Annotated in this window: 23 protein-coding genes; 18 read left to right on the top strand and 5 right to left on the bottom strand. The window is 61.5% G+C overall.

From position 1 onward, the window contains the following. The first annotated feature begins 18 nt into the window (after positions 1–18). Complete coding sequence (locus tag ACSEXW_RS05250; RefSeq protein ID WP_438445052.1) at positions 19–1,158, top strand: glycerate kinase family protein; 1,140 nt, start codon at positions 19–21, stop codon at positions 1,156–1,158. 47 nt (positions 1,159–1,205) lie between these two features. Here ACSEXW_RS05250 and ACSEXW_RS05245 read toward each other — a convergent pair whose 3' ends face one another. The 4 genes from ACSEXW_RS05245 to hprK all read right to left on the bottom strand — a co-directional run bounded on the left by ACSEXW_RS05245 (position 1,206) and on the right by hprK (position 4,882). After that, the gene (locus ACSEXW_RS05245) at positions 1,206–2,234 is read right to left on the bottom strand and encodes a CdaR family transcriptional regulator (protein WP_438445051.1); all 1,029 of its coding nucleotides are present in this window, start codon (positions 2,232–2,234) and stop codon (positions 1,206–1,208) included. 88 nt (positions 2,235–2,322) lie between these two features. After that, on the bottom strand, positions 2,323–3,270 hold the full coding sequence (locus ACSEXW_RS05240; protein ID WP_438445050.1) for a sigma-70 family RNA polymerase sigma factor: 948 nt from the start codon (positions 3,268–3,270) through the stop codon (positions 2,323–2,325). A gap of 49 nt (positions 3,271–3,319) precedes the next feature. Continuing rightward, the gene (locus ACSEXW_RS05235) at positions 3,320–3,763 is read right to left on the bottom strand and encodes a carboxymuconolactone decarboxylase family protein (protein ID WP_438445049.1); all 444 of its coding nucleotides are present in this window, start codon (positions 3,761–3,763) and stop codon (positions 3,320–3,322) included. A 195-nt stretch (positions 3,764–3,958) separates the two neighbouring features. Continuing rightward, complete coding sequence (gene hprK / locus ACSEXW_RS05230; RefSeq protein ID WP_438445048.1) at positions 3,959–4,882, bottom strand: HPr(Ser) kinase/phosphatase; 924 nt, start codon at positions 4,880–4,882, stop codon at positions 3,959–3,961. A 109-nt stretch (positions 4,883–4,991) separates the two neighbouring features. Here hprK and ACSEXW_RS05225 point away from each other — a divergent pair, with 109 nt between their 5' ends. The 13 genes from ACSEXW_RS05225 to ACSEXW_RS05165 all read left to right on the top strand — a co-directional run bounded on the left by ACSEXW_RS05225 (position 4,992) and on the right by ACSEXW_RS05165 (position 16,994). Continuing rightward, positions 4,992–6,467 carry a protein adenylyltransferase SelO gene (locus ACSEXW_RS05225; RefSeq protein ID WP_438445047.1) on the top strand — a complete coding sequence of 492 codons (1,476 nt, stop codon included), beginning with the start codon at positions 4,992–4,994 and terminating at the stop codon, positions 6,465–6,467. Between the two features lie 156 nt (positions 6,468–6,623). Then, positions 6,624–7,310, top strand: a complete 687-nt coding sequence (locus ACSEXW_RS05220; RefSeq protein WP_438445046.1) for a TetR/AcrR family transcriptional regulator — start codon at positions 6,624–6,626, stop codon at positions 7,308–7,310. Further along, positions 7,307–8,698 carry an MATE family efflux transporter gene (locus tag ACSEXW_RS05215; RefSeq protein WP_438445045.1) on the top strand — a complete coding sequence of 464 codons (1,392 nt, stop codon included), beginning with the start codon at positions 7,307–7,309 and terminating at the stop codon, positions 8,696–8,698. The genes ACSEXW_RS05220 and ACSEXW_RS05215 overlap by 4 nt, the downstream gene beginning before the upstream one ends. A gap of 144 nt (positions 8,699–8,842) precedes the next feature. Then, complete coding sequence (locus ACSEXW_RS05210) at positions 8,843–10,357, top strand: ArnT family glycosyltransferase (protein ID WP_438445044.1); 1,515 nt, start codon at positions 8,843–8,845, stop codon at positions 10,355–10,357. A gap of 163 nt (positions 10,358–10,520) precedes the next feature. Then, the gene (locus tag ACSEXW_RS05205; protein WP_438445043.1) at positions 10,521–11,327 is read left to right on the top strand and encodes an ABC transporter permease; all 807 of its coding nucleotides are present in this window, start codon (positions 10,521–10,523) and stop codon (positions 11,325–11,327) included. Beyond that, entirely contained in the window at positions 11,327–12,106 is a 780-nt protein-coding gene (locus tag ACSEXW_RS05200; protein ID WP_438445042.1) for an ABC transporter permease, read from the top strand. Before ACSEXW_RS05205 ends, ACSEXW_RS05200 begins: the two co-directional genes overlap by 1 nt. Before the next feature lie 6 nt (positions 12,107–12,112). Beyond that, complete coding sequence (locus tag ACSEXW_RS05195) at positions 12,113–13,123, top strand: ABC transporter ATP-binding protein (protein ID WP_438445041.1); 1,011 nt, start codon at positions 12,113–12,115, stop codon at positions 13,121–13,123. Between the two features lie 66 nt (positions 13,124–13,189). Further along, a complete protein-coding gene (gene yedE, locus ACSEXW_RS05190; protein ID WP_438445040.1) occupies positions 13,190–14,443 on the top strand; it encodes a selenium metabolism membrane protein YedE/FdhT in 1,254 nt (417 codons plus the stop codon). A gap of 1 nt (position 14,444) precedes the next feature. Continuing rightward, on the top strand, positions 14,445–14,702 hold the full coding sequence (yedF, locus tag ACSEXW_RS05185; RefSeq protein WP_438445039.1) for a sulfurtransferase-like selenium metabolism protein YedF: 258 nt from the start codon (positions 14,445–14,447) through the stop codon (positions 14,700–14,702). Positions 14,703–14,784: 82 nt separating this feature from the next. After that, positions 14,785–15,240, top strand: coding sequence for an 8-oxo-dGTP diphosphatase (locus tag ACSEXW_RS05180; protein ID WP_438445038.1), 456 nt, complete (start codon positions 14,785–14,787; stop codon positions 15,238–15,240). 86 nt (positions 15,241–15,326) lie between these two features. Then, entirely contained in the window at positions 15,327–15,686 is a 360-nt protein-coding gene (locus ACSEXW_RS05175; RefSeq protein ID WP_438445037.1) for a nucleotide excision repair endonuclease, read from the top strand. Positions 15,687–15,852: 166 nt separating this feature from the next. After that, positions 15,853–16,551 (top strand): cyclic nucleotide-binding domain-containing protein, encoded by a 699-nt coding sequence (locus ACSEXW_RS05170; RefSeq protein WP_438445036.1) that lies wholly within the window; start codon positions 15,853–15,855, stop codon positions 16,549–16,551. A gap of 14 nt (positions 16,552–16,565) precedes the next feature. After that, entirely contained in the window at positions 16,566–16,994 is a 429-nt protein-coding gene (locus ACSEXW_RS05165; RefSeq protein WP_438445035.1) for a DMT family transporter, read from the top strand. A gap of 119 nt (positions 16,995–17,113) precedes the next feature. Here ACSEXW_RS05165 and ACSEXW_RS05160 read toward each other — a convergent pair whose 3' ends face one another. Beyond that, positions 17,114–17,482 (bottom strand): hypothetical protein, encoded by a 369-nt coding sequence (locus tag ACSEXW_RS05160; protein WP_438445034.1) that lies wholly within the window; start codon positions 17,480–17,482, stop codon positions 17,114–17,116. Positions 17,483–17,843: 361 nt separating this feature from the next. Here ACSEXW_RS05160 and ACSEXW_RS05155 point away from each other — a divergent pair, with 361 nt between their 5' ends. From ACSEXW_RS05155 to ACSEXW_RS05140, 4 genes are read left to right on the top strand one after another with little or no spacing between them, the layout of a single operon-like run. Further along, positions 17,844–18,221 (top strand): GntR family transcriptional regulator, encoded by a 378-nt coding sequence (locus ACSEXW_RS05155; RefSeq protein ID WP_438445033.1) that lies wholly within the window; start codon positions 17,844–17,846, stop codon positions 18,219–18,221. Between the two features lie 2 nt (positions 18,222–18,223). Next, positions 18,224–18,943, top strand: a complete 720-nt coding sequence (locus tag ACSEXW_RS05150) for an ABC transporter ATP-binding protein (RefSeq protein ID WP_438445032.1) — start codon at positions 18,224–18,226, stop codon at positions 18,941–18,943. Continuing rightward, positions 18,943–19,686 carry a hypothetical protein gene (locus ACSEXW_RS05145; RefSeq protein WP_438445031.1) on the top strand — a complete coding sequence of 248 codons (744 nt, stop codon included), beginning with the start codon at positions 18,943–18,945 and terminating at the stop codon, positions 19,684–19,686. Before ACSEXW_RS05150 ends, ACSEXW_RS05145 begins: the two co-directional genes overlap by 1 nt. Beyond that, positions 19,683–20,768: a DUF4097 family beta strand repeat-containing protein gene (locus ACSEXW_RS05140; RefSeq protein WP_438445030.1), complete on the top strand. Its 1,086-nt coding sequence runs from the start codon at positions 19,683–19,685 to the stop codon at positions 20,766–20,768. Before ACSEXW_RS05145 ends, ACSEXW_RS05140 begins: the two co-directional genes overlap by 4 nt. Positions 20,769–20,771: the final 3 nt, after the last annotated feature.

The raw sequence follows: 20,771 nt of genomic DNA, 5'->3' as shown, positions 1-20,771 counted from the left end.
AGAACGGGAGTGAATCATATGGGCAAGACATTCTTATTGGCACCGGATTCGTTTAAGGAAAGCATGACCGCCAAGGAGGTGTGCGAGGCGATGGAGCGGGGCATCAAGCGCGCCGTTCCGGATGCCGAATGCATCCACGTACCCATGGCGGACGGCGGCGAGGGCACCGTACAGTCTCTGATCGACGCGACAAGCGGCACCCTGATCGAAAAAGAGGTGACCGGTCCCCTGGGCACCCCGGTTCTCGCCAGGTACGGCATTCTCGGAGACGGGAAGACGGGCGTCATCGAGATGGCCTCCGCCAGCGGCATCCATCATGTGACCAAGGAAACGAAGAATCCGCTGGTCACCACGACGCTCGGAACGGGAGAGCTGATCCGGGATTGCATCGGCCGGGGGATCACGAGCATCATCCTCGGCATCGGCGGCAGCGCCACGAATGACGGCGGCACGGGCATGGCCAAGGCAATAGGCTACCGGTTCCTGGACAAGAACGGACAGGAGCTGCCCTTGGGGGGCGGGTATCTGGGCGAGCTGGACCGGATCGAGACCGCAGAGGTAATGCCGCAGCTGAAGCAGGTGAGCATCCTGGTGGCCTCGGACGTGACCAACCCACTGTGCGGGGAGCGCGGCGCATCGGCCGTGTTCGGTCCCCAGAAGGGGGCTACCCCGGATATGGTGAAGCAGCTGGACCGCAACCTGCTGCACTACAGCATGGTAGTGAAGGAGCAGCTGGGCATCGAGATCGCTGAGGTGCCGGGGGCAGGCGCAGCAGGCGGCCTCGGCGGCGGATTGATCGCCTTCACCAACTCGACGATGAGGAAGGGCATCGAGATCGTCATCGAGTATACCCAGCTCCGGGAGAAGCTCCAGGGTGTGGATTACTGCTTCACCGGCGAGGGTGGCATCGACTTCCAGACCAAGTTCGGCAAGGCTCCGTTCGGCGTGGCGCAAGCGGCCAAGAGCGTGGATCCCCGGATCAAGGTCATCGCGCTGGCGGGGTATATCGGCAAGGACGTGGAGACGCTGTATGAGGTGGGCTTCGACGCCATCTTCGGGATCGTGCCCGGAGCGGCGGAGCTGGAGACCCTGCTGACGCAGGGGCAGGACAATGTGGCCCGCACCGCCGAGAGCATCGCCCGGCTGCTGCAAGACTAATGAGAAGAGGGTGTTCCGCCTAAGTGCGGGACACCCTCTTTTGGGGTTCAATGGATCCGGTGGATCAGCATGAACAGAAGCTCGGTGAGCTCCAGGATATGCTTCGGGTCCTTGCCGGTCAGATCATGAATCCGGTTCAGCCGGTAATTCAAGGTGTTGCGGTGGATCATGAGCCGGGCGGCCGTCTCGTTGGCGTTCAGATTGCAGCTGAGGTAGACCTGCAGGGTCCGGATCAGCTCCTCGTTCTTCTCCAGCAGGTGGGAGAGCCGTTCGGCCCGCGGATCGTGCTTCAGGTGCTTCGACAGGTCGGCGATGAACTCGCATTGGGCATAGGAGATGGCCCGTTCGCTCCAATAGACCCCCTTCAAGACCCGCAGCGCAGCCTTGGCCTGAGTGAAGGCCTCTGCGACCGTATCGGTCCACTTGCTTACAGCCAGGACCGCTTGGGGGTCCGCCTGGAGAAGGCGCTGCTGCAGCGCCTCCAGCTTGGGAGCTTCCTGGACGATGATGCAGAGGGACTGCTGCGTGATCTTGAAAGTGGGAAGCTCCTTCGTGAGTTCCTCCGGAACCTCCCGGGGGAATTCCGCCACCACCACCAGGCTGGTCTTGCTGAGCTGGATGCCGTAGGAGGCGGAGAGCTCCGTCATCTCCTGGGTATAGACAGTGTCGGGATGGATCAGAGCGTTGAAAAATTCCTGCTTCCGGTGCTGCTTCAGATTCTCCCGTTCCAAGGCGATGCTCTGCTCGATCAAGAGAATCACCGTGGATCGGACCAGATTACCGAAGGGCCGAGTCTCCTCCACCTCGCCGCTGATCCCGACCGTTCCGACGATGGTGCCGTTCAGCTCGATCGGCAGATTGATGCCCTTCTTGGCGAGCTCCCCTTCCTCGTGGATCTCCACGGCTTCCCGCCGCCGGATGGCTTCCACAGCGCCGGGATGAAGCGTGCCGATCCTGGCTTTTTGGCCGCTGCCGATGATCATGCCGGTCCGGTCCATCAGATTGATGTTATAGGGGATGTCCTTCATCATCCGGTCCACGATGTTCTGGGCCTGCTGACGCGTCAGCTCGTACATGGTGCCACTCCCTCGTCCGGGACGGTTCGACCGTGAGGGTCCCGTACCCTTGTGCATACGAACAATGTTTGCGGGCGTTATGCCTCGCTTACAGTGTACCATCTGCGGACGGGCCGGGGGAATGGGAATCCGCCAGGCGGATCCGGGTCAGCTTCTCCGGGTTGGAGACCAGATAGAGGGTGCGGATTGCGGAGAAGTCTGCGGTCGGCTCCCAGGCGAACGCCAAGGGAGGTCGGTCCGGCCGGATCAGGAGCAGCCCGGGCTGGCCGCTGATCCGGACCGGGAGCAGCCGCCCCTGCAGCGACCCCTTGCGCGCGATGCCGGCGAAGAAGGCGGTGATTCGGTCCCGGCCTTGGATGGGACGGAGCGCTGCGCGCACGACGCCGCCTCCGTCGCTCAGCATGACCGCATCCCGGGTGAGCAGCCGGAGGAGGGAGTCGAACCGGCCGTTCTCCAGCGCCTGGGCGAAGGACTGCACGAAGCGCTCGACGGTGGCGTCAAGCGCTTCTTCGTTCCCTTCGGAGGGCCGCTGTCCCAGCTTGGCGGAGGCCCGGCTGAAGAGCTTGCGGCAGGCCGCTTCGGACCGGTCCAGCATATTGGCGATTTCCCCGTACTCGAGGCCGAGGGACTCACGGAGCACGAAGACGGCGCGCTCGGCGGGCGTGCAGGTTGCCAGCAGCACGAGCAGGGCGTAGCCCAGCCGCTCCCGCCGGAGCACCAGCTCCTGCGGCGTATCCTCCGGTCCCTGCGCGATGACGGGCTCCGGGAGCCACGGGCCGGGGTAGGTTTCCCGCTTGCGGGGAGCGGCCTTCATCATGTTCAGAGCCCGGTTGGTGACCAGCTTCAGAAGATAGGCCCGCGGATGTGCCATGGCAGGGGCGTCCGGTTTGCTGACGGCAACGAACACATCCTGCACCGCGTCCTCGGCCTCGCTGACAGAGCCCAGCATCCGGTACGCGACGGCTGTCAGCAGCGGTTTATATTCACGGTAGAGGCGCTCGATGCGATCTGCCGTCGCGTAATCCGTTGTCGTCATGATGCGGGCCTCCTTATGCGGGATTAGGGGAGGGCTGAAGTTCTGTCGTTCAGAAGCAGCCCGGGTACATGCCGGTTGTGACCGCCATGCGGTTCCAGCAATTGATGGCGTTGATGGCCATGAGCAGGGCGACGATCTCGCTCTCGCTGAAGTGAGCGCGGACCTCTTCATACAGGTCCTCGGACACGCCCTTCTCCGGAAGGCGGGTCACGGCTTCGGTCAGGGCCAATGCCGCTCTCTCCCTGCCGGTGAACACCGGAGACTCCCTCCAGACGACGACCAGGTTCAGACGCTGTTCCGTCTCCCCCATGCCCCGCAGGTCCTTGGTATGCATATCGACGCAGTAAGCGCAGCCGTTGATCTGGGAGGCGCGGATCTTGATCAGCTCGTAGAGCACAGGCTCAAGGCCCATCTTCTGGGCAGCGGATTCCAGCTGCAGCAGGGCCTGGAAGCCGGCCGGGTTGGCGGTACGGTGGTTCATGCGCAATTTCATGGTACACTCCTCCTGGGATTCGGATGGTTGCAAGATGGTTACGAGATATAGACAACCGAAGGCCCGGTTTTGTGACAGGAGGAGGGGCGGGAAGGTATGATAGAAGGGAGAGAAGGCAGGTCCCGAGAAGAAGTGCTTGGGAGAACGACGCCAAAAAGGGCCACCCCAATGGGCGGCCCCTCGATCCAACGGTGCTTAGCCCCCGTTCCTCTCACCTTCCATAAGACGGTTCATAAAATCTTCCGCCGCCACGTATCCCTGCTGCCGGAGGTACCAATTATTAGCCGCCGCTTCGACCAAGCCGGCTACATCGCGTCCGGGCTGAAGCTGAATCTCGATGTGGGGGATGCGCACCCCCATGTATTCGGTGAACTTGGGCTCCAGCTCCAGCTCGTTGTTCAGCGCGTCATCCTGCCACTTCGTGAGCTCGATGTCGAGCACGATCCGGGTCTCCTCCTGGAACGCCTTGCGCCCGTAGAGACGGGACACGTTGATCAGGCCGATGCTGCGCAGGGCCAGGAATTCCTTGGTGGCATTGTTGTGGGTGCCCAGGATGGTCTCCGGGCTGATCTTCTTCAAGACCACGATATCGTCGGCCACCAGCCGGTGCCCGCGGCGGATGAGGGTGTGGGCCGTTTCGCTCTTGCCGACGCCTGACTTGCCGCGGAGGAGAATCCCGATGCCGGAGACGTTGACGCAGACGCCGTGGACGGCGATCTCGGGAGCCAGGGCATTGGACAGGTAGATCTCCAGCAGCTCCTGGAACTGATAGGTCTCCAAGCCGGTGCGGAGGAGGGGGATCTGCTCGTCCTCGCAGTATTTGGTCAGATACTTCAGGCCTTCCTGGTTATTGGTGACGATGAAGCAGGGCGGATGGTACTTGACGATGTTGCCGATCCGCTCGTTGCGCTCCTCCTCGGTTAGCTTATGCAGGTAAAAAATCTCGCGGTGCCCCAAGAGCTGGATATGCTCCATCGGGAAAAAATCGAAATAACCGACGAATTCCAGACCTGGCCGGTGGGCCCGGGTCTTGGTGATGGGACGGTCCAATTGGGTGCCTCCGGCCAGAACCTCCAGGGAATACCGGGTCACCAAATCTTGTACGGTAACGAGCTTCATTGCGGATTCTCCTTCAACCGTGTATCGGATAAATTCATGAGTCATGGGGATTGCTCCACTTCGTTTTAGAATAAACTATGTTCCAAAAAGACACAACAAGGAGCCCAAAATGAAGGAAAACCTAATCGATCTTGCTGCCGGATGGAACTTTGACAACAGCTATGCGCGGTTGCCGGGAGACTTCTTCACCCGGATGAACCCCGCCCCGGTGCGGAGTCCCCGTATCGTCATCTTCAATGAACCGCTGGCGCTGTTCCTGGGGCTCTCAGCCGAAGCCCTCCAGACCCCGGAGGGAGCGGAGATCTTCGCCGGCAACCGCGTGCCCGAAGGAGCCGACCCGCTGGCACAAGCCTACGCAGGCCACCAGTTCGGGCACTTCACCATGCTGGGCGACGGCCGGGCCCTCCTGCTGGGAGAGCAGATAACCCCCCGCGGGGAGCGGGTGGACATCCAGCTGAAGGGCTCGGGCCGCACACCGTACTCCCGGAGGGGAGACGGCCGGGCCGCGCTGGGGCCCATGCTGCGGGAGTATATTATCAGCGAGGCCATGCACGCGCTGGGGATTCCAACCACGCGCAGTCTGGCCGTGGCGGCCACCGGGGAGACCATCTACCGGGAGACGGACCTGCCCGGCGCCGTGCTGACCCGCGTGGCGGCCAGCCATCTGCGCGTCGGCACCTTCGAGTACGCGGCGCAGTGGGCAGACGAGGCGGAGCTTCGCGCGCTGGCCGACTACACGCTGGAGCGCCACTATCCGGAGGCGGAGGCAGGCGGGAACCGGTATTTGACCCTGCTCCGGGAGGTCGCCATGCGCCAGGCGGCCCTGATCACCCGATGGATGCTGGTCGGCTTCATCCACGGGGTGATGAACACCGACAATATGGCCCTCTCGGGCGAGACCATCGATTACGGCCCCTGCGCCTTCATGGATGCGTACGACCCGGCGACGGTCTTCAGCTCCATTGATACCCAAGGCCGGTACGCCTACGGCAACCAGCCCCATATCGGGGCCTGGAACCTGGCCCGGTTCGCGGAGACGCTGCTGCCGCTCCTGCATGAGGACGGGGAGCAGGGCGTGAAGCTGGCGGAGGACGTGCTGGCCGAGTATCACGAGGAGTACGACCGCCGCTGGCTGGCGGGGATGCGGGCCAAGCTGGGGCTATTCCGGGAGGAGCCGGAGGACCGGGCCCTGGCGGAGGAGCTGCTGGGACTCATGCAGAAGCATCGAGCCGACTACACCAGCACCTTCCGGCTCTTGGCCGACGGCAAGGCGGAGGAGACGGCCATGGGGGACAGCCCCGAATACCGGGCGTGGCTAACGCGCCGGCAGGCCCGGCTCGCCCGGCAGCAGGAGGGGCCGGAAGCCGTGCAGCGGCTCATGCAGAGCAGCAGCCCGGCGGTGATCCCGCGGAACCACCGGGTGGAGGAGGCGCTGGAGGCCGCCGTGCAGGACGGCGACTTCGGCGTCATGGAGCGGCTGCTCGATGCCCTTCGCAGCCCGTACGAGAGCGTTCCTGAGCGGACCGAGTACTGCACCGCGCCGGCGGCGAACGGCCGGCCGTACCGCACGTTCTGCGGAACCTGACAAACAAGAGAGCCTTCCCAGTGCGGGAGGCTCTCTTGCGTTGCGGCGCACCGGATAGCTGTGGAAAGCTCGGAGCTCCCCTTGACAGAAGGAGGCGCTTGCCTATAATGAAACATAGAACGAATCGTCATTCTATACTTGAAAGGGGTCCGGACCATGGTTTACAGAACCTCCAAGGAAACGCAGGACCGCAAGGATGCCAAGCGCCAGCATATTCTCGATACCTCGGCGAAGGTGTTTGCCAAGCGGGGGTACCACCATACGGCTGTGAAGGATATCGTGGAGGAGGCCGGCGTGTCCGTCGGCAGCTTCTACTTCTACTTCAAGAGCAAGGAGGAGCTGTTCGAGGAGCTGTTCCTCTCCATCGTCCAGGCCTTCAACGACATGTCCGAGCAGGTGCTGGACGTGAAGCATTTCAGCCTGACCAAGAACATGACCCGGGTCATTACGGCAAGCCTGTGGATGCACCAGAAGCACAGGGAGCTGGCCAAGATAATGCTCATCGAAGCGGTGGGGCTGAATCCGGCGTTCGAGAAGAAGCGCATGGAGAGCTTCAAGGCCTCGTGCAGGACCATGGAGGAGTGGTTCCGGCGCTTCAAGCTCCACAATCCGGTCCATATTCCCGACGAGCGGGTAGCGGCGCTGGCCTTCGAGAGCTCGTTCCACTACCTGGCCATCGACTGGCTGGAATCGGACGGAAGCAAGCCGCTGACGGATTCGGCCTATGCCTTCTCCATCTACCATCTGCAGGCACTCAGAGTTCCTTTTGAGAATGCGGAGGTCGAGCGATATGCGCTGGAAGTATTGGATGAATTGAATGGACGGGAAGCGGGGGCCCCATGAAACCATCCTTCGGCAAAGACTTCACCACCGGCAGCATTCCCCGGCACCTGGTGCGATTCGCGCTGCCCATTCTGATCGGCAATCTGCTGGCCACCGGGTACAGCATCATCAACGCCATATGGGTCGGCAAGCTGCTGGGCAAGGATGCGGTAGGCGCCGTAGCCGTCAGCTTCCCTATCTTCCTCGGCACGGTGGCCCTGTGCTCCGGTGCGACGCTGGCCAGCTCGATCCTGGTGGCCAAGGCCTACGGGGCCAAGGATCACGCCGTCATCCAGAGAGTGGTCAACCATTCCTGGTCCATCGCGCTGATCCTGATCCTGACCGTGACGGCCGGAGGCTATCTGCTGTCGGATTCCCTGATTCGGCTGATGGGGACGCCGGAGGAAATTCAGTCCCTGGCCGCCGGCTACTTGAGGATCTCCTTCGTCGGCTTCGCCGGTCTCTATCTCTCTTACCTGGTCTCTTCCGTACTCCGGGGCGTAGGCGATACCGTGGTGCCGCTCCTCTTCGTCATCCTCTCGACCGTGGTCAACGCCGTGCTGGATCCGGTCCTGATCATGGGCCTGGCAGGCTTGCCCGAGCTGGGATTGAACGGCGCCGCGCTGGCCTCGCTCATAGCTACCGTCCTTACGACCGTCATGGGCATCCTCTACGTGAAGCGAAAATACAAGGGTGAGCCCATCCATCCCACCCGCCTGGAATTCGACGGCAAGGCGGTCGCCGAGATCTTGAAGCTCGGCCTCCCGTCCTTCGTCCAGCAGATGCTGCTGTCCATGGGCTACGCCTTCATCACGGTATTCGTGAACGGCTACGGTGCGGCGGCCATCGCCGCCTTCGGGGTGGCCAGCCGGCTGGACTCCATCGTCGCCATGCCCGCCATCGCCATGATGATGGCGGCTTCCACGCTGACGGCCCAGAACCTGGGGGCCGGGAAGGGCGAACGGATCAAGGACGTGCTGAAGTGGGGGATCGTCATCAATATTCCGGTGATCGTGGTCGTATCCGCCGTCTGCGTATCCTTCCCCGAGGCGGTCATGCGCATCTTCGTCCGCGAGCAGGACGTCATCTCGTCAGGCGTCGATTACCTGCGCATCGTCGGAGCGGGGTATCTGTTCTTCATCTTCTTCTACGTCTCCAACGGAATCATTAACGGAGCGGGGAAGACCGTCTCCACCTTGATCATCTCGTTCATCTCCCTGTGCGTCATCCGCATTCCGCTGGCGGCGCTGCTCTCGCACACGAGCCTGGGGCTCCGGGGCATCTGGGCGGCTATCGTCATCAGCTTCGCCGTGACGACGGCCAGCAGCCTGCTGTACTATGCCTCGGGCCGGTGGCTTCCGGACCGGGGCCGGAGCGGGGCGAAGCCCCATCGGATGGCGGCGGAGTAAGGACCGGCATTCATCCCTGCGCGCAGGCTCCCGCCATTACGGCGGGGCCTGTTTTTTGTCGGAGTCCGGCGGGCGGAGACTTTAAGCGCAGTTTCAGGCAGGGCGGCTATAATGGGCTCATCGAGAATCGGAAGGAGGCCGAAGATGAGAACCGTCCGCCATACGCTGGTCCGGGGGATCCAATCCATGGGATGGGTTGCCCTGGGGTTGATTCTGCTGGCCAATATCGTCTTCAACAGCGTCATTACCGGGAACGAACGGCTCCTGATCCGGGGGAACAACCTCCTGTTCGCCGGCACCGGCGCCATTCTCGCCGTGGTGCTGCTGCTCGTTCTCTTCCAAGCCGTCCGTAAGCTTCCCCCGGTCCTCTTCCTGCTCGTTACGCAGCTTCTGTACGGCACAGCGATTCTGGGGTGGATTCGCCTCTCCCGGGTGGTTCCCTTCGCGGATCAGGGAAGTGTCTATCAAGCTGCCCTGAACTTCAATGCGGGCCGCTATGCGGACTTCCTGAAGGGTGGCTACCTGGATCAATACCATCACCAGATTCCCCTGACGCTGATGTTCGCTCTCCTGCTAAAGACCTTCGGCGGCGGCTATCAGGTGCTGCAGGGCTTCATCGGCCTCTGCACACTCGGGCTGAATGCGGGCCTGTACACGCTGGCGCGGGAGCTTCATTCCGAGCGGGCGGGCCGTCTTGCGGTGCTGGTCTCCATGCTGTTCGTCCCCACGGCGCTCCTGACCATTTACGTCTATGGGGACATCATTGGACTATGCTTTTCCGTCTGGGCGCTCTTCTTCATCGTCCGATACGGGCGTGGAGGCCGCTGGACCTGTCTCCTGGCGGCAGCCATTCTGATCGGCATCGCCATGCTGTTCCGGACCAATATGATCATCCTTCTGGCTGCCATGGCACTCTATCTGCTGCTTAAGCTGCCGCCCCGGAGATGGGCATCGGTGCTGCTTCTGCTGGCTTCCCTAGGCGGGGGCTACGGACTCCAAGCGTATGCCGCTGCCAAGACGGGCTTCGACCCGGCCAACGGCATGCCCGCCGTGCTGTTCGTGAACATGGGCTTGGAGGAGGGGCCGAGGGCGGAGGGCTGGTACAATGCCTCCACGGTGCGGAACTACACGGCCTCCGGCCGGGATGCGGCCCGGGCGGCGGAGCTGGGAGACCGCTTGCTGGGGGAGCGGCTCTCCTATATGGCCGATCATCCGGTATATACAGCCCGATTCTTCGGGCGCAAATTCCTGACCACCTGGACGGAGCCGACCCAGGAGGCGCTCTACTTCACCATGCCCCATAACCAGAGCAAGGAGGTCTCGGCGTATTACAAGAGCGGCGCCTTCTGGAACAGCCTGTACGGCGGCCCGCTGGGGACCGCGGTGCAGTGGTTCTGCAAAGGGATCGTCTTGCTGGTGCTGACCGGGGCGTTCTTCAGCACGGTTCCCAAGGGAAGCCGTCTCTCGCCCGAGACGGTGCTGCTCCTGCTGGCCATCGGCGGAACGATGGTCTTCCACCTGGCCTGGGAGACCAAGTCGCGGTATATTTATCCCGCGTTCCTGCTGATGGTGCCTCTGGCGGCGGGAGCCTTGGCCGAGCTGGCGGAGGCTCTGCGGGAACGTCTGCTTCGGCGGACGGAGCTCCGGCAGGAGAGTTAGACTATACTCATACATTACATTGCCCGCCCTTGCGGGGAAGGACTATGATAAGCCGTGACGCGAGGTTACGGCTTTATCGGCATGGTGCCGCAGCGTTATGTAGGCGGCGCTCCTCTTAGCCCAGAGGAAGGCAGCCTTGATCCAACAAGGGAGAGTGATTCCCATGCAAGCCTTCCGGCTGATGCGCGCGGTGGCGTTCGCTTCCTACAAGCAGGCTACGGCGTTCCGGTCCCAGATGGCGGTGTCCATCCTGACGGGGCCGGTTTATTTTCTCATCCAATTCTTCATCTGGAGCGCGGTATACAGCACGAGAGAGACGGTCAACGGCATGACGTTCGGGCAGATCCTGTCCTACTACGGCTTGGCCGCCCTGATCAATTACCTGATCTTCGACTCGGCCGATTGGGACGTGCAGGACCTGGTCCATTCCGGAAAACTGGTGACCTTCCTGCTGCGGCCCGTTTCGTACCGGTTCTACGCCTTCTCGGCGAAGACCGGCAACCGGCTGCTGGCGTTCCTCCTGGAGCTGGTCCCCGTCTACTTCATCTTCTACGGCGTCTTCCACATCCACCTGGTGCCGAAGCACCCGCTGTGGTTCCTGGTCTCCGTCACGCTCAGCTTCCTGATGACCTTCCTCGTGAACTTCTGCATCGGCACCTGCGCGTTCTGGCTCATGAGAGCCCATGGGGTCCGCCGGATGTTCATGCTGTTCAAGGACTTCAGCGCCGGGGTGTTCGTGCCGCTGTCGTTCTTTCCCGATGTGCTGCAGACGCTGGTGTTCTTCCTGCCCTTCCAATTCATCAGCTACGTGCCGATCCAGGTGTTCCTCGGGTCCTACCAGCTGGCGGGGCATGCCATGAGCCTGCCCACCATCGTGGGGGTTCAGGCCTCGGCAGTCCTGGCCATGTGGGGCGTGGCAGAGCTCCTCTGGAGACTCGGCATCAACAAATTTACGGGGGTGGGGACCTGATGTCCGTCGTCCGACTATACCTGCAAGGCATGAAGACCTCCATCGCCGGTCGGATGACCGACCGGGCCGATTACCTGATCAGCATGGCGATCATGCTGTTCTTCGATATGATCATGCCCTTGGTGACGGTGATCATCTACAGCACGGGGGCCTCTTTTCCGGGGTGGGGGCTCTACGAGGCGCTGCTCATCCAGGCCATCTTCTTGTTGGCCAAGGGCATCTCTTATCCGTTCTTCTTCGGGCTCGTCTGGAATACGATCGGCCGGGTGCGGGACGGGACGCTGGATCTGCTCCTGATCAAGCCGCGGAGCCCTCTCGTCATGCTGATCGTGACGGCCTTCGACGCGGAGGACCTGGGCAAGCTCATCGGAGGCGTCTCCTTGTTCGCCGTGGCCTTGGCCCATCTCCCCGCCATGGCTTGGGCCGATTGGGGCGCCTTCTGGCTCCTGTTCGGGTCCGCCGTGCTGATGTTCTTCGCCTTCGCCCTGTTCATGTCCGGCATTACCATCGTCTGGGTCGGGACCTACCGGGTGTATGAGATATTCGATTCCGTCACCATGTTCTCGCTCTATCCGTCGTCCATCTTCTCCAAGTCGTTCCGGAACGTCATCACCATGCTGATTCCGGTGGCGGCCATGGGCTCCCTGCCGGCTTCCGTCCTGCTGGGGAGGCCCGCGGAGGGGGCGGTGGCGGCGGTTCCGGTGGTGCTGCTTTTTACGGCGGCGTCTTACGGGTTCTGGGTCCGGATGATGAAGCGCTACAAGAGCGCAGGAGGGTAACCACATATGATCCAAGTGCAGGGATTGAATAAGACCTACGAATCCTTCGAGCGGGGCCACACGTTCCTGGAGGCGCTTAAGAGTATGGTCGTCCGCAAGAAGAAGACCGTCGAGGCGGTCAAAAACGTCTCCTTCCAAGTGGCGGAAGGGGAGATTATCGGCTTCCTGGGGCCCAACGGAGCCGGCAAGTCCACGACGCTCAAGATGCTGAGCGGCGTCCTGGAGCCCAGCGGGGGATCGGTCCGCATCCTCGGGTACGTGCCCTGGAAGGAGCGGAGGAAGTATGTGGCCCACATCGGGGCCGTCTTCGGGCAGAAGTCGCAGCTGATGTGGGATATACCGCCGCTGGACGCCTTCTACATGAACAAGGAAATCTACGGCATCCCCAAGGAGCCGTTCCTCGAGACGCTGAATGAAATGACGGAGCTGCTCCAGGTGGAGGACGTCATCCGCAAGCCGACCCGCCAGCTGTCGCTGGGGGAGCGGATGAAGTGCGAGTTCATCATGGCCATGCTGCACCGGCCGAGGATCGTCTTCCTGGATGAGCCGACCATCGGGCTGGACGTGGTGGCCAAGGAGAAGATCCGGGGCTTCATCCAGGAGATGAACCGCAAGGGGGTCACCTTCCTGTTGACGACCCACGATATGGAGGATGTGGAGCGGCTGGCGAAGCGGATCATCGTCATCAATCACGGCGACATCGTCTTCGATGACGGGATCGACGTGCTGAAGCAGTATTTGGGGGCGAAGAAGCGGGTCCGGCTGGTGACGGAGCGTCCTTGGGACGGCGGGTGGAGCCATGCATCCTTCACGGTCACCGGCGTGAACACCGGGGGGGCGGGCCTCGAGCTGGAGCTGGATCTGGGGCGGATCAAGCTGATCGATTTTCTGGCGGGGATGGAGGAGCGGTACGGCATTGCCGACCTGTCGATGGAGGATATTCCGATCGAGAGCATCATCAAGGCGCTGTATGGAAAGCGGGCCAACCCATCTCAACCCGATACTGTCCGTCCTTGACAGGCTTTGTTATAATGGGGTTTGGCCTAATAGGGTCATTCCATTATGAAAGGACGACAAGCCTTTATGGGACTAGGTAGTTGGTTCGCCGAGCTGCGGGAGAAGTGGTTCGGCAAGTCGTGGAGCCCGATGTTCGTCACTGTGGCGGCGGGTATCCTAAGCGCAATGTACTTCGGCATTACAGGCACATTCTGGGCCGTGACCGGGGAATTCACCCGGTATGCGGGCCACGGGATGGAGCTGTTGGGAATCGATCCCCATCAGCTTACCTACATCGACAAGATCATGAAGCTGGAAGGGTCCACCCTGGACCGTATTGACGGCTGGGTGGTCGGGGGCATGTTCCTCGGAGCCTTGATGAGCGCTCTCTTGGCGGGTCAATTCAAGATCCGGATGCCGAAGCAGAAGCGCCGTCTGGTGCAAGGGTTCGTTGGCGGCATGATCGCGGGCTTCGGCGCGCGGCTGGCCATGGGCTGCAACCTGGCCTCCTTCTTCACCGGCATTCCGCAATTTTCGTTCCACGCTTGGCTGTTCACCATCGGCATGGCCGGCGGCACCTTCATCGGCGTCAAGCTGGTGCTGCATCCGCTCCTCTTGGGCAAGCCGAAGCTGACCAAGGCGGCTCCCGGAGCCCGGTCCATGGTCTCGACCCGCTCGAAGGTCCAGCCGTGGATCGGACTGGCCGTGCTGGTGCTGGGCGTAGCTTTCGTCGCCCTGGAGATCGGAGCGGGCAAGCCGAAGCTGGCACTGGCCGGATTGTTCGGCCTCACCTTCGGCCTCTTGATCCAAAGGGGTCAGATCTGCTTCACCTCGGCCTTCCGGGACCTGTGGATCACCGGACGGGCTACGATGATGAAGGCCCTGTCCGTCGGCATGATCGCGGCCACGCTGTGCACGGCGGTCATCATCAATCTGGGCGTTCCGCAGAAGATCATGTGGGCCAGTCCGGGCGCTCTGATCGGCGGTCTGCTCTTCGGCATCGGCATCGTAGTGGCCGGTGGCTGTGAGACCGGCTGGATGTACCGGGCTATGGAAGGCCAGGTCCAATTCGTCGTCGTAGGAGCCGGGAACATTCTCGGCGCCGGTATCCTCGCCTGGGGCTGGGACCATTGGAAGCTGTTCGACGGTCTGGTGGACGGCTACGAGAAGGTCAACCTGATCTCCAAGTGGGGCTGGTCGGGAGCCATTCTCGGCACGGTCGGCTTCCTGCTCGCGCTCTATCTCTTCGCTTCCTATTGGGAGAAGCGGGTCCGTTACAAGGCCCAGAGCAAGGGCCAGGCGGTTCTGATGCAAGCATCCGTAGCGAAGGAGATGGCGTAAGATGGCGAAGAAGAATCCCTTGTCGGACATTCGTCCGACCATGACGCTGGATCTGGAGGGGGAGCCTTGTCCCTATCCGGTGGTCTACAGTCTGGAATCCATGGAGCAGCTGAAGTCCGGTGAGATCCTGGAGGTGATTGCGGACTGCCCGCAATCCTTCTTCGCCGTACCGGAGGAAGCGCGCCGCGCCGGGTACGTGATGCTGGGCGAGCCGGTTACCGACGGGCCGGTCATCCGGTTCTATATCCTGAAGCCGTAACGATGCGAGGGCCCGCCCGGGTTGAATGACCGGGCGGGCCCTTCCTGCTGCCGATCAAGGAATAGAGGAAGGAGGGGGACGTGTGTCCAAGGTAGAACTGACGAACATGTGCATGGTCTATGATAGAGCCCGCCGGCGGGTCCTCGTGCAGGAGCGGGTCAAGTCCTGGAAGGGAGTGGCCTTCCCGGGGGGACACGTGGAGGACGGAGAGAGCATCACCGGGTCCGTCATCCGGGAGATCCGGGAGGAGACGGGGCTCACGGTCTCGAACCTGGAGCCCTGCGGCATCATCCATTGGTACAACGACGAGACCGGAGAACGCTATATGGTATTCAATTACCGGACGGAGGTCTATAGCGGCGAGCTGATCGGAGAGACGGCGGAAGGCAGAGTCTTCTGGGTGGACCAGGACGAGCTCTGGAGCCTGCCGTTCGCCGAGGGCTTCCGGGAGCGGGTGCCCATGTTCCTGGACCGTGCCTGGAACGAGGCTTACGGGATATGGAACTCCCAAGGGACGGGGCCGGTAAGCTGGCTGTAGCCGGGGCTGGATTAACCCGCCGGAATGTCGTATCATGAAGAGTCGGCATCAGGCCGGCCAGCAAGACAATCGAGGAGTGAACGTCCATGATCCTGATTACCATCCCAACCCCGGATGTGAGCATCACCAAGCAGGAAGCGCCGCAGATGAGCCACATATACGGGTTTACCGATTTCCACCTGATCCCGAGGGACCGGGGCGGAATCTTCATGTTCTACAATGAGAAGAACGAGCTGCTGTTCGTCGGCAAGGCGCGCAAGCTGCGTCCCCGGATCAAGAAGCACTTCGAGGACTCCGTGTCCGCCATCAAGATGAACCGGGACGAGGTCACCCGGATTGATGTCTGCGTCGTGGAGAATCCCGTGCACCGGGAGATCTACGAGACGTACATCATCAACGAGCTGAAGTCCAAGTACAACGTGGACAAGGTGCTGTTCGACCGATAAGCGGCATGAATGCGCGGCCATGGAGAAAGTCCGGGGAACCGGGCTTTTTTGGCGTTGGGGCGGAAAGGGCGTCTCGGACCGGCAACGATGGGACATATGTCCTTTTGGCGGCGGTGGAGGAAGGGTACAATGGGGACATCAAGCAGTCGCGGGAGGAGCGGGACGGATGAACAGGGTTCAAGACCAGGAGGCCATCCGGAGGATTCTTCGGGAGAGCGGGCTGGAGGAGGTGTTCCGTCCGGAGGTGGCGGAGGGTATGGAGCTCCGCACCTTCACGGACGGGGAGAAGATCTGCACCATGGGCGAGGTACTGGATGGGCTGTACGTGCTGGCCTCCGGCAAGGCGAAGATTTATACGCTTCTGCCCAACGGCAGGTCCATGCTGATCCGGTTCTCCCGACCGCCCAGCCTCATCGGGGATGTAGAGTGGATGGCTCAATACCCGGTGAACAACATGGTGGAGGCGGTAGGGGAGTGCACCCTGCTCTTCGTCAGCCGGGAGCTTATCCTGGGACGGGAGCAGGATCATACGGCGTTCCTGCAGTTTATGATCCGGAACTTAAGCCATAAGGTGTACACGTTGGGCAGTGCCTCGGCCATGAATCTGCTCTATCCGGTGGAGAACCGGTTCGCCAGCTATCTCTTGTCCGTGACGGAGGGCCCCGGTGGAGCGGAAGGAGCGGAGGAGCTCCGTACCTCCACGTTGTTGGAAACGGCGGAGCTGCTCGGCACCAGCTACCGTCATCTGAACCGGGTCATTCGGCAGCTTATCGCCGAAGGAGTGCTGGAGCGGAAGCGGGGACGGCTCACTGTCGTGGACGCCAGCCGCCTGCGCAAGCTGGCCAACAACCAAATGTATACATGAACGGGGGAAACGTTGTGATCGGAGTGTTCTATTCGCTCTTAGCCGGATTGGCTATAGCGGTGCAAGGCATCATGAATACGAAGGTGAGTGAGAAGGCCGGCTTCTGGCTGACCAACGCCCTGGTCCACGGCTCCGGGTTCCTCGTGGCGCTGGCCGTCTTCGGATTGGTCCGGGACGGACAGCTGGGGTCGCTGGGCAGCGTGAACAAGGGCTATTGGCTCGGGGGAACCGTGGGGGTCGTCATCGTCTACTCGGTGATGAAGGGGATCGGCCAGCTGGGAGCGACCTATTCCATCGCCATATTGCTGGTGGCCCAGCTGTCAGCGGCCTTGGCCATCGACAGCCTCGGCTTGTTCGGAGCCCGAATGGTGCCCTTCTCCTGGAACAAGCTGATCGGCATCGGGATCATGGCGGCGGGCATCGCCGTCCTGAAGTGGAAGTAAATCCGCCTTATGCGTGGGGGAAGCCGGGCACCGGGGCACCGGCGTTGGAATTAAGGCGGTGTGTGGCCATCGGCCGCGAGGCCCCGCGTGTTAGGCAGCCTCGGCGGGACTTGAGGGCCTTAGGGGACCTTGTAAAGCCCATCGATCGCTTGAACCGCCAGCTCCAACGCTTTGATTCTTCTCTCCAGCAACGTCCTCTGGGGACTGCCGGTCTTGGACTTCGCGTAGCTGTTCTCCACCGAAGGGAGTAAACCCGTCAGAACACGGCGGGCCTCCGCCGCATCTTCCGAGGTATAAGAATGGGGGCGTTGATTCCATACGTGCTCCAGCACCGCCAAGCCGATGGAAACCGCTTGGAGCCGTTTCTTGACCAGGGTCGTATTGGCGCCGCTGCGAGTCATCTGGGATAAGGCATTCTCCAGCTTGCGGATGGTTGATTGCATCGAGGCAAGGGACTCCAGCCGATCCGATACGGAACGCTCTTCCATGTGAGGATGCTCCTTTCTCGCCGTTACTCTCGCACCTAGTTTAACATAGCCCATGCCCCAAAAGCTGCCCTCCCCCAGACGGGAGGCCGGTTGCGAAGCCCCTAGCGGGCAGTATAGGTGCCATCCGTATATCCTTAAAGCCGACAGCCCGCCCGGGCTGGGGCAGCCAACCGGCGGACTTCGGTTCCGCCGGTTTTTTTGTTCGACTGGGGGGGACCAGTCAACGGCTCAGACGGAGTGAAGCAGGCTAAGCCGGTTATTTTTGGGAGGATCAGGGATTGACAAGGGGGCGGAAAGAGAATATTGTTATAGTGCACTAGTTCAATAGTGTACTGGTTGTGGTGTGAAGGGGGGCAGAACGGTGCAGCTGAATTTTAACAGCCCGAAGCCGATTTATCTGCAGATGGTGGATGAGGTCAAGAAGGCCTTGGCCAGAGGAGAACTCTTGCCGGGGGATAAGATTCCGTCCTTAAAGGAGCGAGCACAGATGTCGCAAGTCAATCCCAATACGGTGCAGCGGGCTTATCAGGAGATGGAGCGGGAGGGTCTCACCGAGACGCTTCGGGGCCAAGGCACCTTTATTAAGAAGGACCCGGAGCTGCTGCAGCGGATCCGTTCGGAGATGGCGCAGGCCGCCGTGCTCCAATTTATCGAAGAGATGCAGGGGCTGGGCATCGAGCCGGGCGAGACGGAGCGGCTCTTGCACGACCACTTATTCCGGGGACCGAAGGAGGGATGACCATGAGCGTGGCCATGGAAGAGCAGGTGAACATGATCAAGCTGGAGGGCATTCACAAGCGGTATCTGCTGAAGCATGCCGTGAACGGGATCGACCTTGAGATTCGGAGAGGCCGTATCGTCGGCCTCCTGGGCCCTAACGGCAGCGGCAAATCCACCCTGTTGAAGATGATGGCGGGCTTGATCCATCCCAGTTCGGGGACCATCCAGGTCAACGGAAGGGAGCCGGATGTGCACAACAAGCACCAGGTGGCCTATCTGCCCGAGATCGATCATCTGTACGGCTGGATGACGGTGAAGGAGACCCTCCGGTTCATCTCCGGGTTCTACCGGGATTGGCAGGCGGATAAAGCGGCGGAGATGGTCGGGACCATGGAGCTGGACGTCAACCAGAAGGTCCGGAATCTGTCCAAGGGGATGCGGGCCCGGCTGAAGCTCATCGCCGCCTTAGCCCGCCAAGTGCCGCTGGTGCTCTTGGATGAGCCGTTCTCAGGCATCGATCCGTCCTCCCGGGCCAAGATTATCCGCTCCATCCTCCGGGAATTCCAGTCTGACCAGCAGACCATCGTGCTGTCGACCCATTCGGTAAGCGAGTCGGAGCCGATGTTCGACGACGTGATTTTTCTCCAGCAGGGCCGGGTTAGGATCTACGACTCCACGGAAAACCTCCGTGCCGAGCACGGCTGCTCGCTGGAGAGCTTATGGGAGAGGGTGTACGGGTAATGGGCTTCCGGAATTTGTGGATGAAGGAATTACGGGGAGTTCTCCCCATCTATGCGGTGTATGCGGTGGCCGTCGTCATTCTGAACGCCATCATCTTCTACAAAATCGACATCATGCAGGATGACACCATCTTCGTGCTGTCGCTGCTGCTGCCTTTTATGCTGGTGTCCGCGCTGACCGTCGGTCTGGCGTATTACCAGCTTCATATCGAGTGGAAGACCAATACGGTCTACCTCCTCTTCTCCCTCCCCATGCGGGGGTGGAAGATCTTGACCGCCAAGCTGTCGGCCTTATTGCTCTTTTTAATTGCGGCTCTTTTATGGACCGGTGTCTGCTTCTCCCCACTTCTCTTCAAGGTGGATTGGGTGCACATCCGGTTCGATGAAGAGTTCCGGGAGATGCTGCCCGAGCTCCTCCGCGTGATGCTGAACTGCGCGTGGATCTTTCTTCTGGCGGTCATCTTCCTGCTGGTGCTGATCCAGTTCACCTTCCTGTGCGGACAGCTGGCGGCCAAGCTCAAGTGGGTCTTCATGCTCTGCGCCTTCTTCGGGATGTTATGGCTGGTTATGCGGATAAGCCCGCTGCTCACCGGCCTGCTCGGCTGGCTCCCCGGGATCCCGATGGAAGGGGACGAGTGGAATCAGGTGTTCCTTCAATCCGGCGCCTTCCTGGTGATGGCGTTCCTGTGCGCGGGGCTGACGGTCCTGAACGGTTATCTGATCGAGAAGGAGGTGGAGGTATGAGGACCCTGTGGTTCAATCGAAGGCTGCTGCTCCTTACCTCTGTCGTGGTGCTGCTGGCGCTCTCCATTCTCGATGTTTCCTTCCGGAAGGAGGAGGTGTTCGAGCGGTTCTTCCACCAGTTCGTGAATGAGGAGAAGATGGATGCAGTGCGTGAGGCGAGGCCGGAGGTGACGGTAGAGAGCCGATCCCAAGCCGAATATCCGAGCCAAGGACTCTCAAGCGTTGCCCTGCTGAAGACGGGAGGGAACGTGGAGGTTACCCGTTCGGAGGATGCAACCATCCGGCTGGACGCGCACATCCAGGCGACCGCTTCCGATGAAGCGGAGGCCGGACGCAGGCGCGACACCGTGCAGATTAAGGGGGAGACGCGGGACGGCCAGCTGACGCTCACTCCTGTTACGGCATCCGGCAAGCCGGTGGACTCCCGGAATATAACGATCGATTATACGCTCCGGGTTCCGGATGGCCTGCAGCTGAACCTGGAGAACCGGAACGGCACGGTCAGCATCCGAGGCCTCCGCGGGAACGCGGACGTGACGGCCGGCTACGGCTTGCTGGAGATCCGGGATACCGCCGGCAATCTCAGCTTGAAGCTGGAGGGCGGCAGCGTCTATCTGTCCCGCATTACGGGGAATGTGAAGCTGGATAACCGGCAGAGCCGGCTGACGGCCGACCATATCCAAGGCTCGGTGTCGCTGGACAGCCATCTGGGGCACAACGACTTGGCCGAAGTGAAGGGCTCCGTTACCGGGAAGATCGGGCAAGGCTCAGCCCGCCTGCGGGACGTAACCGGTCCCGTGGAGCTGGAGGGCGAGAATACCGATTTGCATCTGGAGGGAATCCGGGGGAACATGAAGCTGTCGAATGAGTACGGCGATACCACTCTCCTGCTGTCGGAGAAGGAAGGCTACTCGTTGGATGCGGCGCTCCGTGGCGGCCGGCTTCATACGGCGCTGCCGTTCCCGGCCGAGAAGCGGGAGAACGAAGAGGCGGATACGCGGTTGAAGGGAACCGTCGGAGCAGGGACATGGAAGACGGAGCTGAACACGCGCTTCGGCGATCTCTATATTCATACTAACTAGGAG

It is taken from the genome of Oryzibacillus soli, from assembly GCF_051594765.1.
In the GTDB taxonomy this organism is placed as follows: domain Bacteria; phylum Bacillota; class Bacilli; order Paenibacillales; family NBRC-103111; genus Paenibacillus_AR.
Note: the sequence above shows the minus strand (reverse complement) of the source record. Positions and strands in the feature narration are given on the sequence as shown.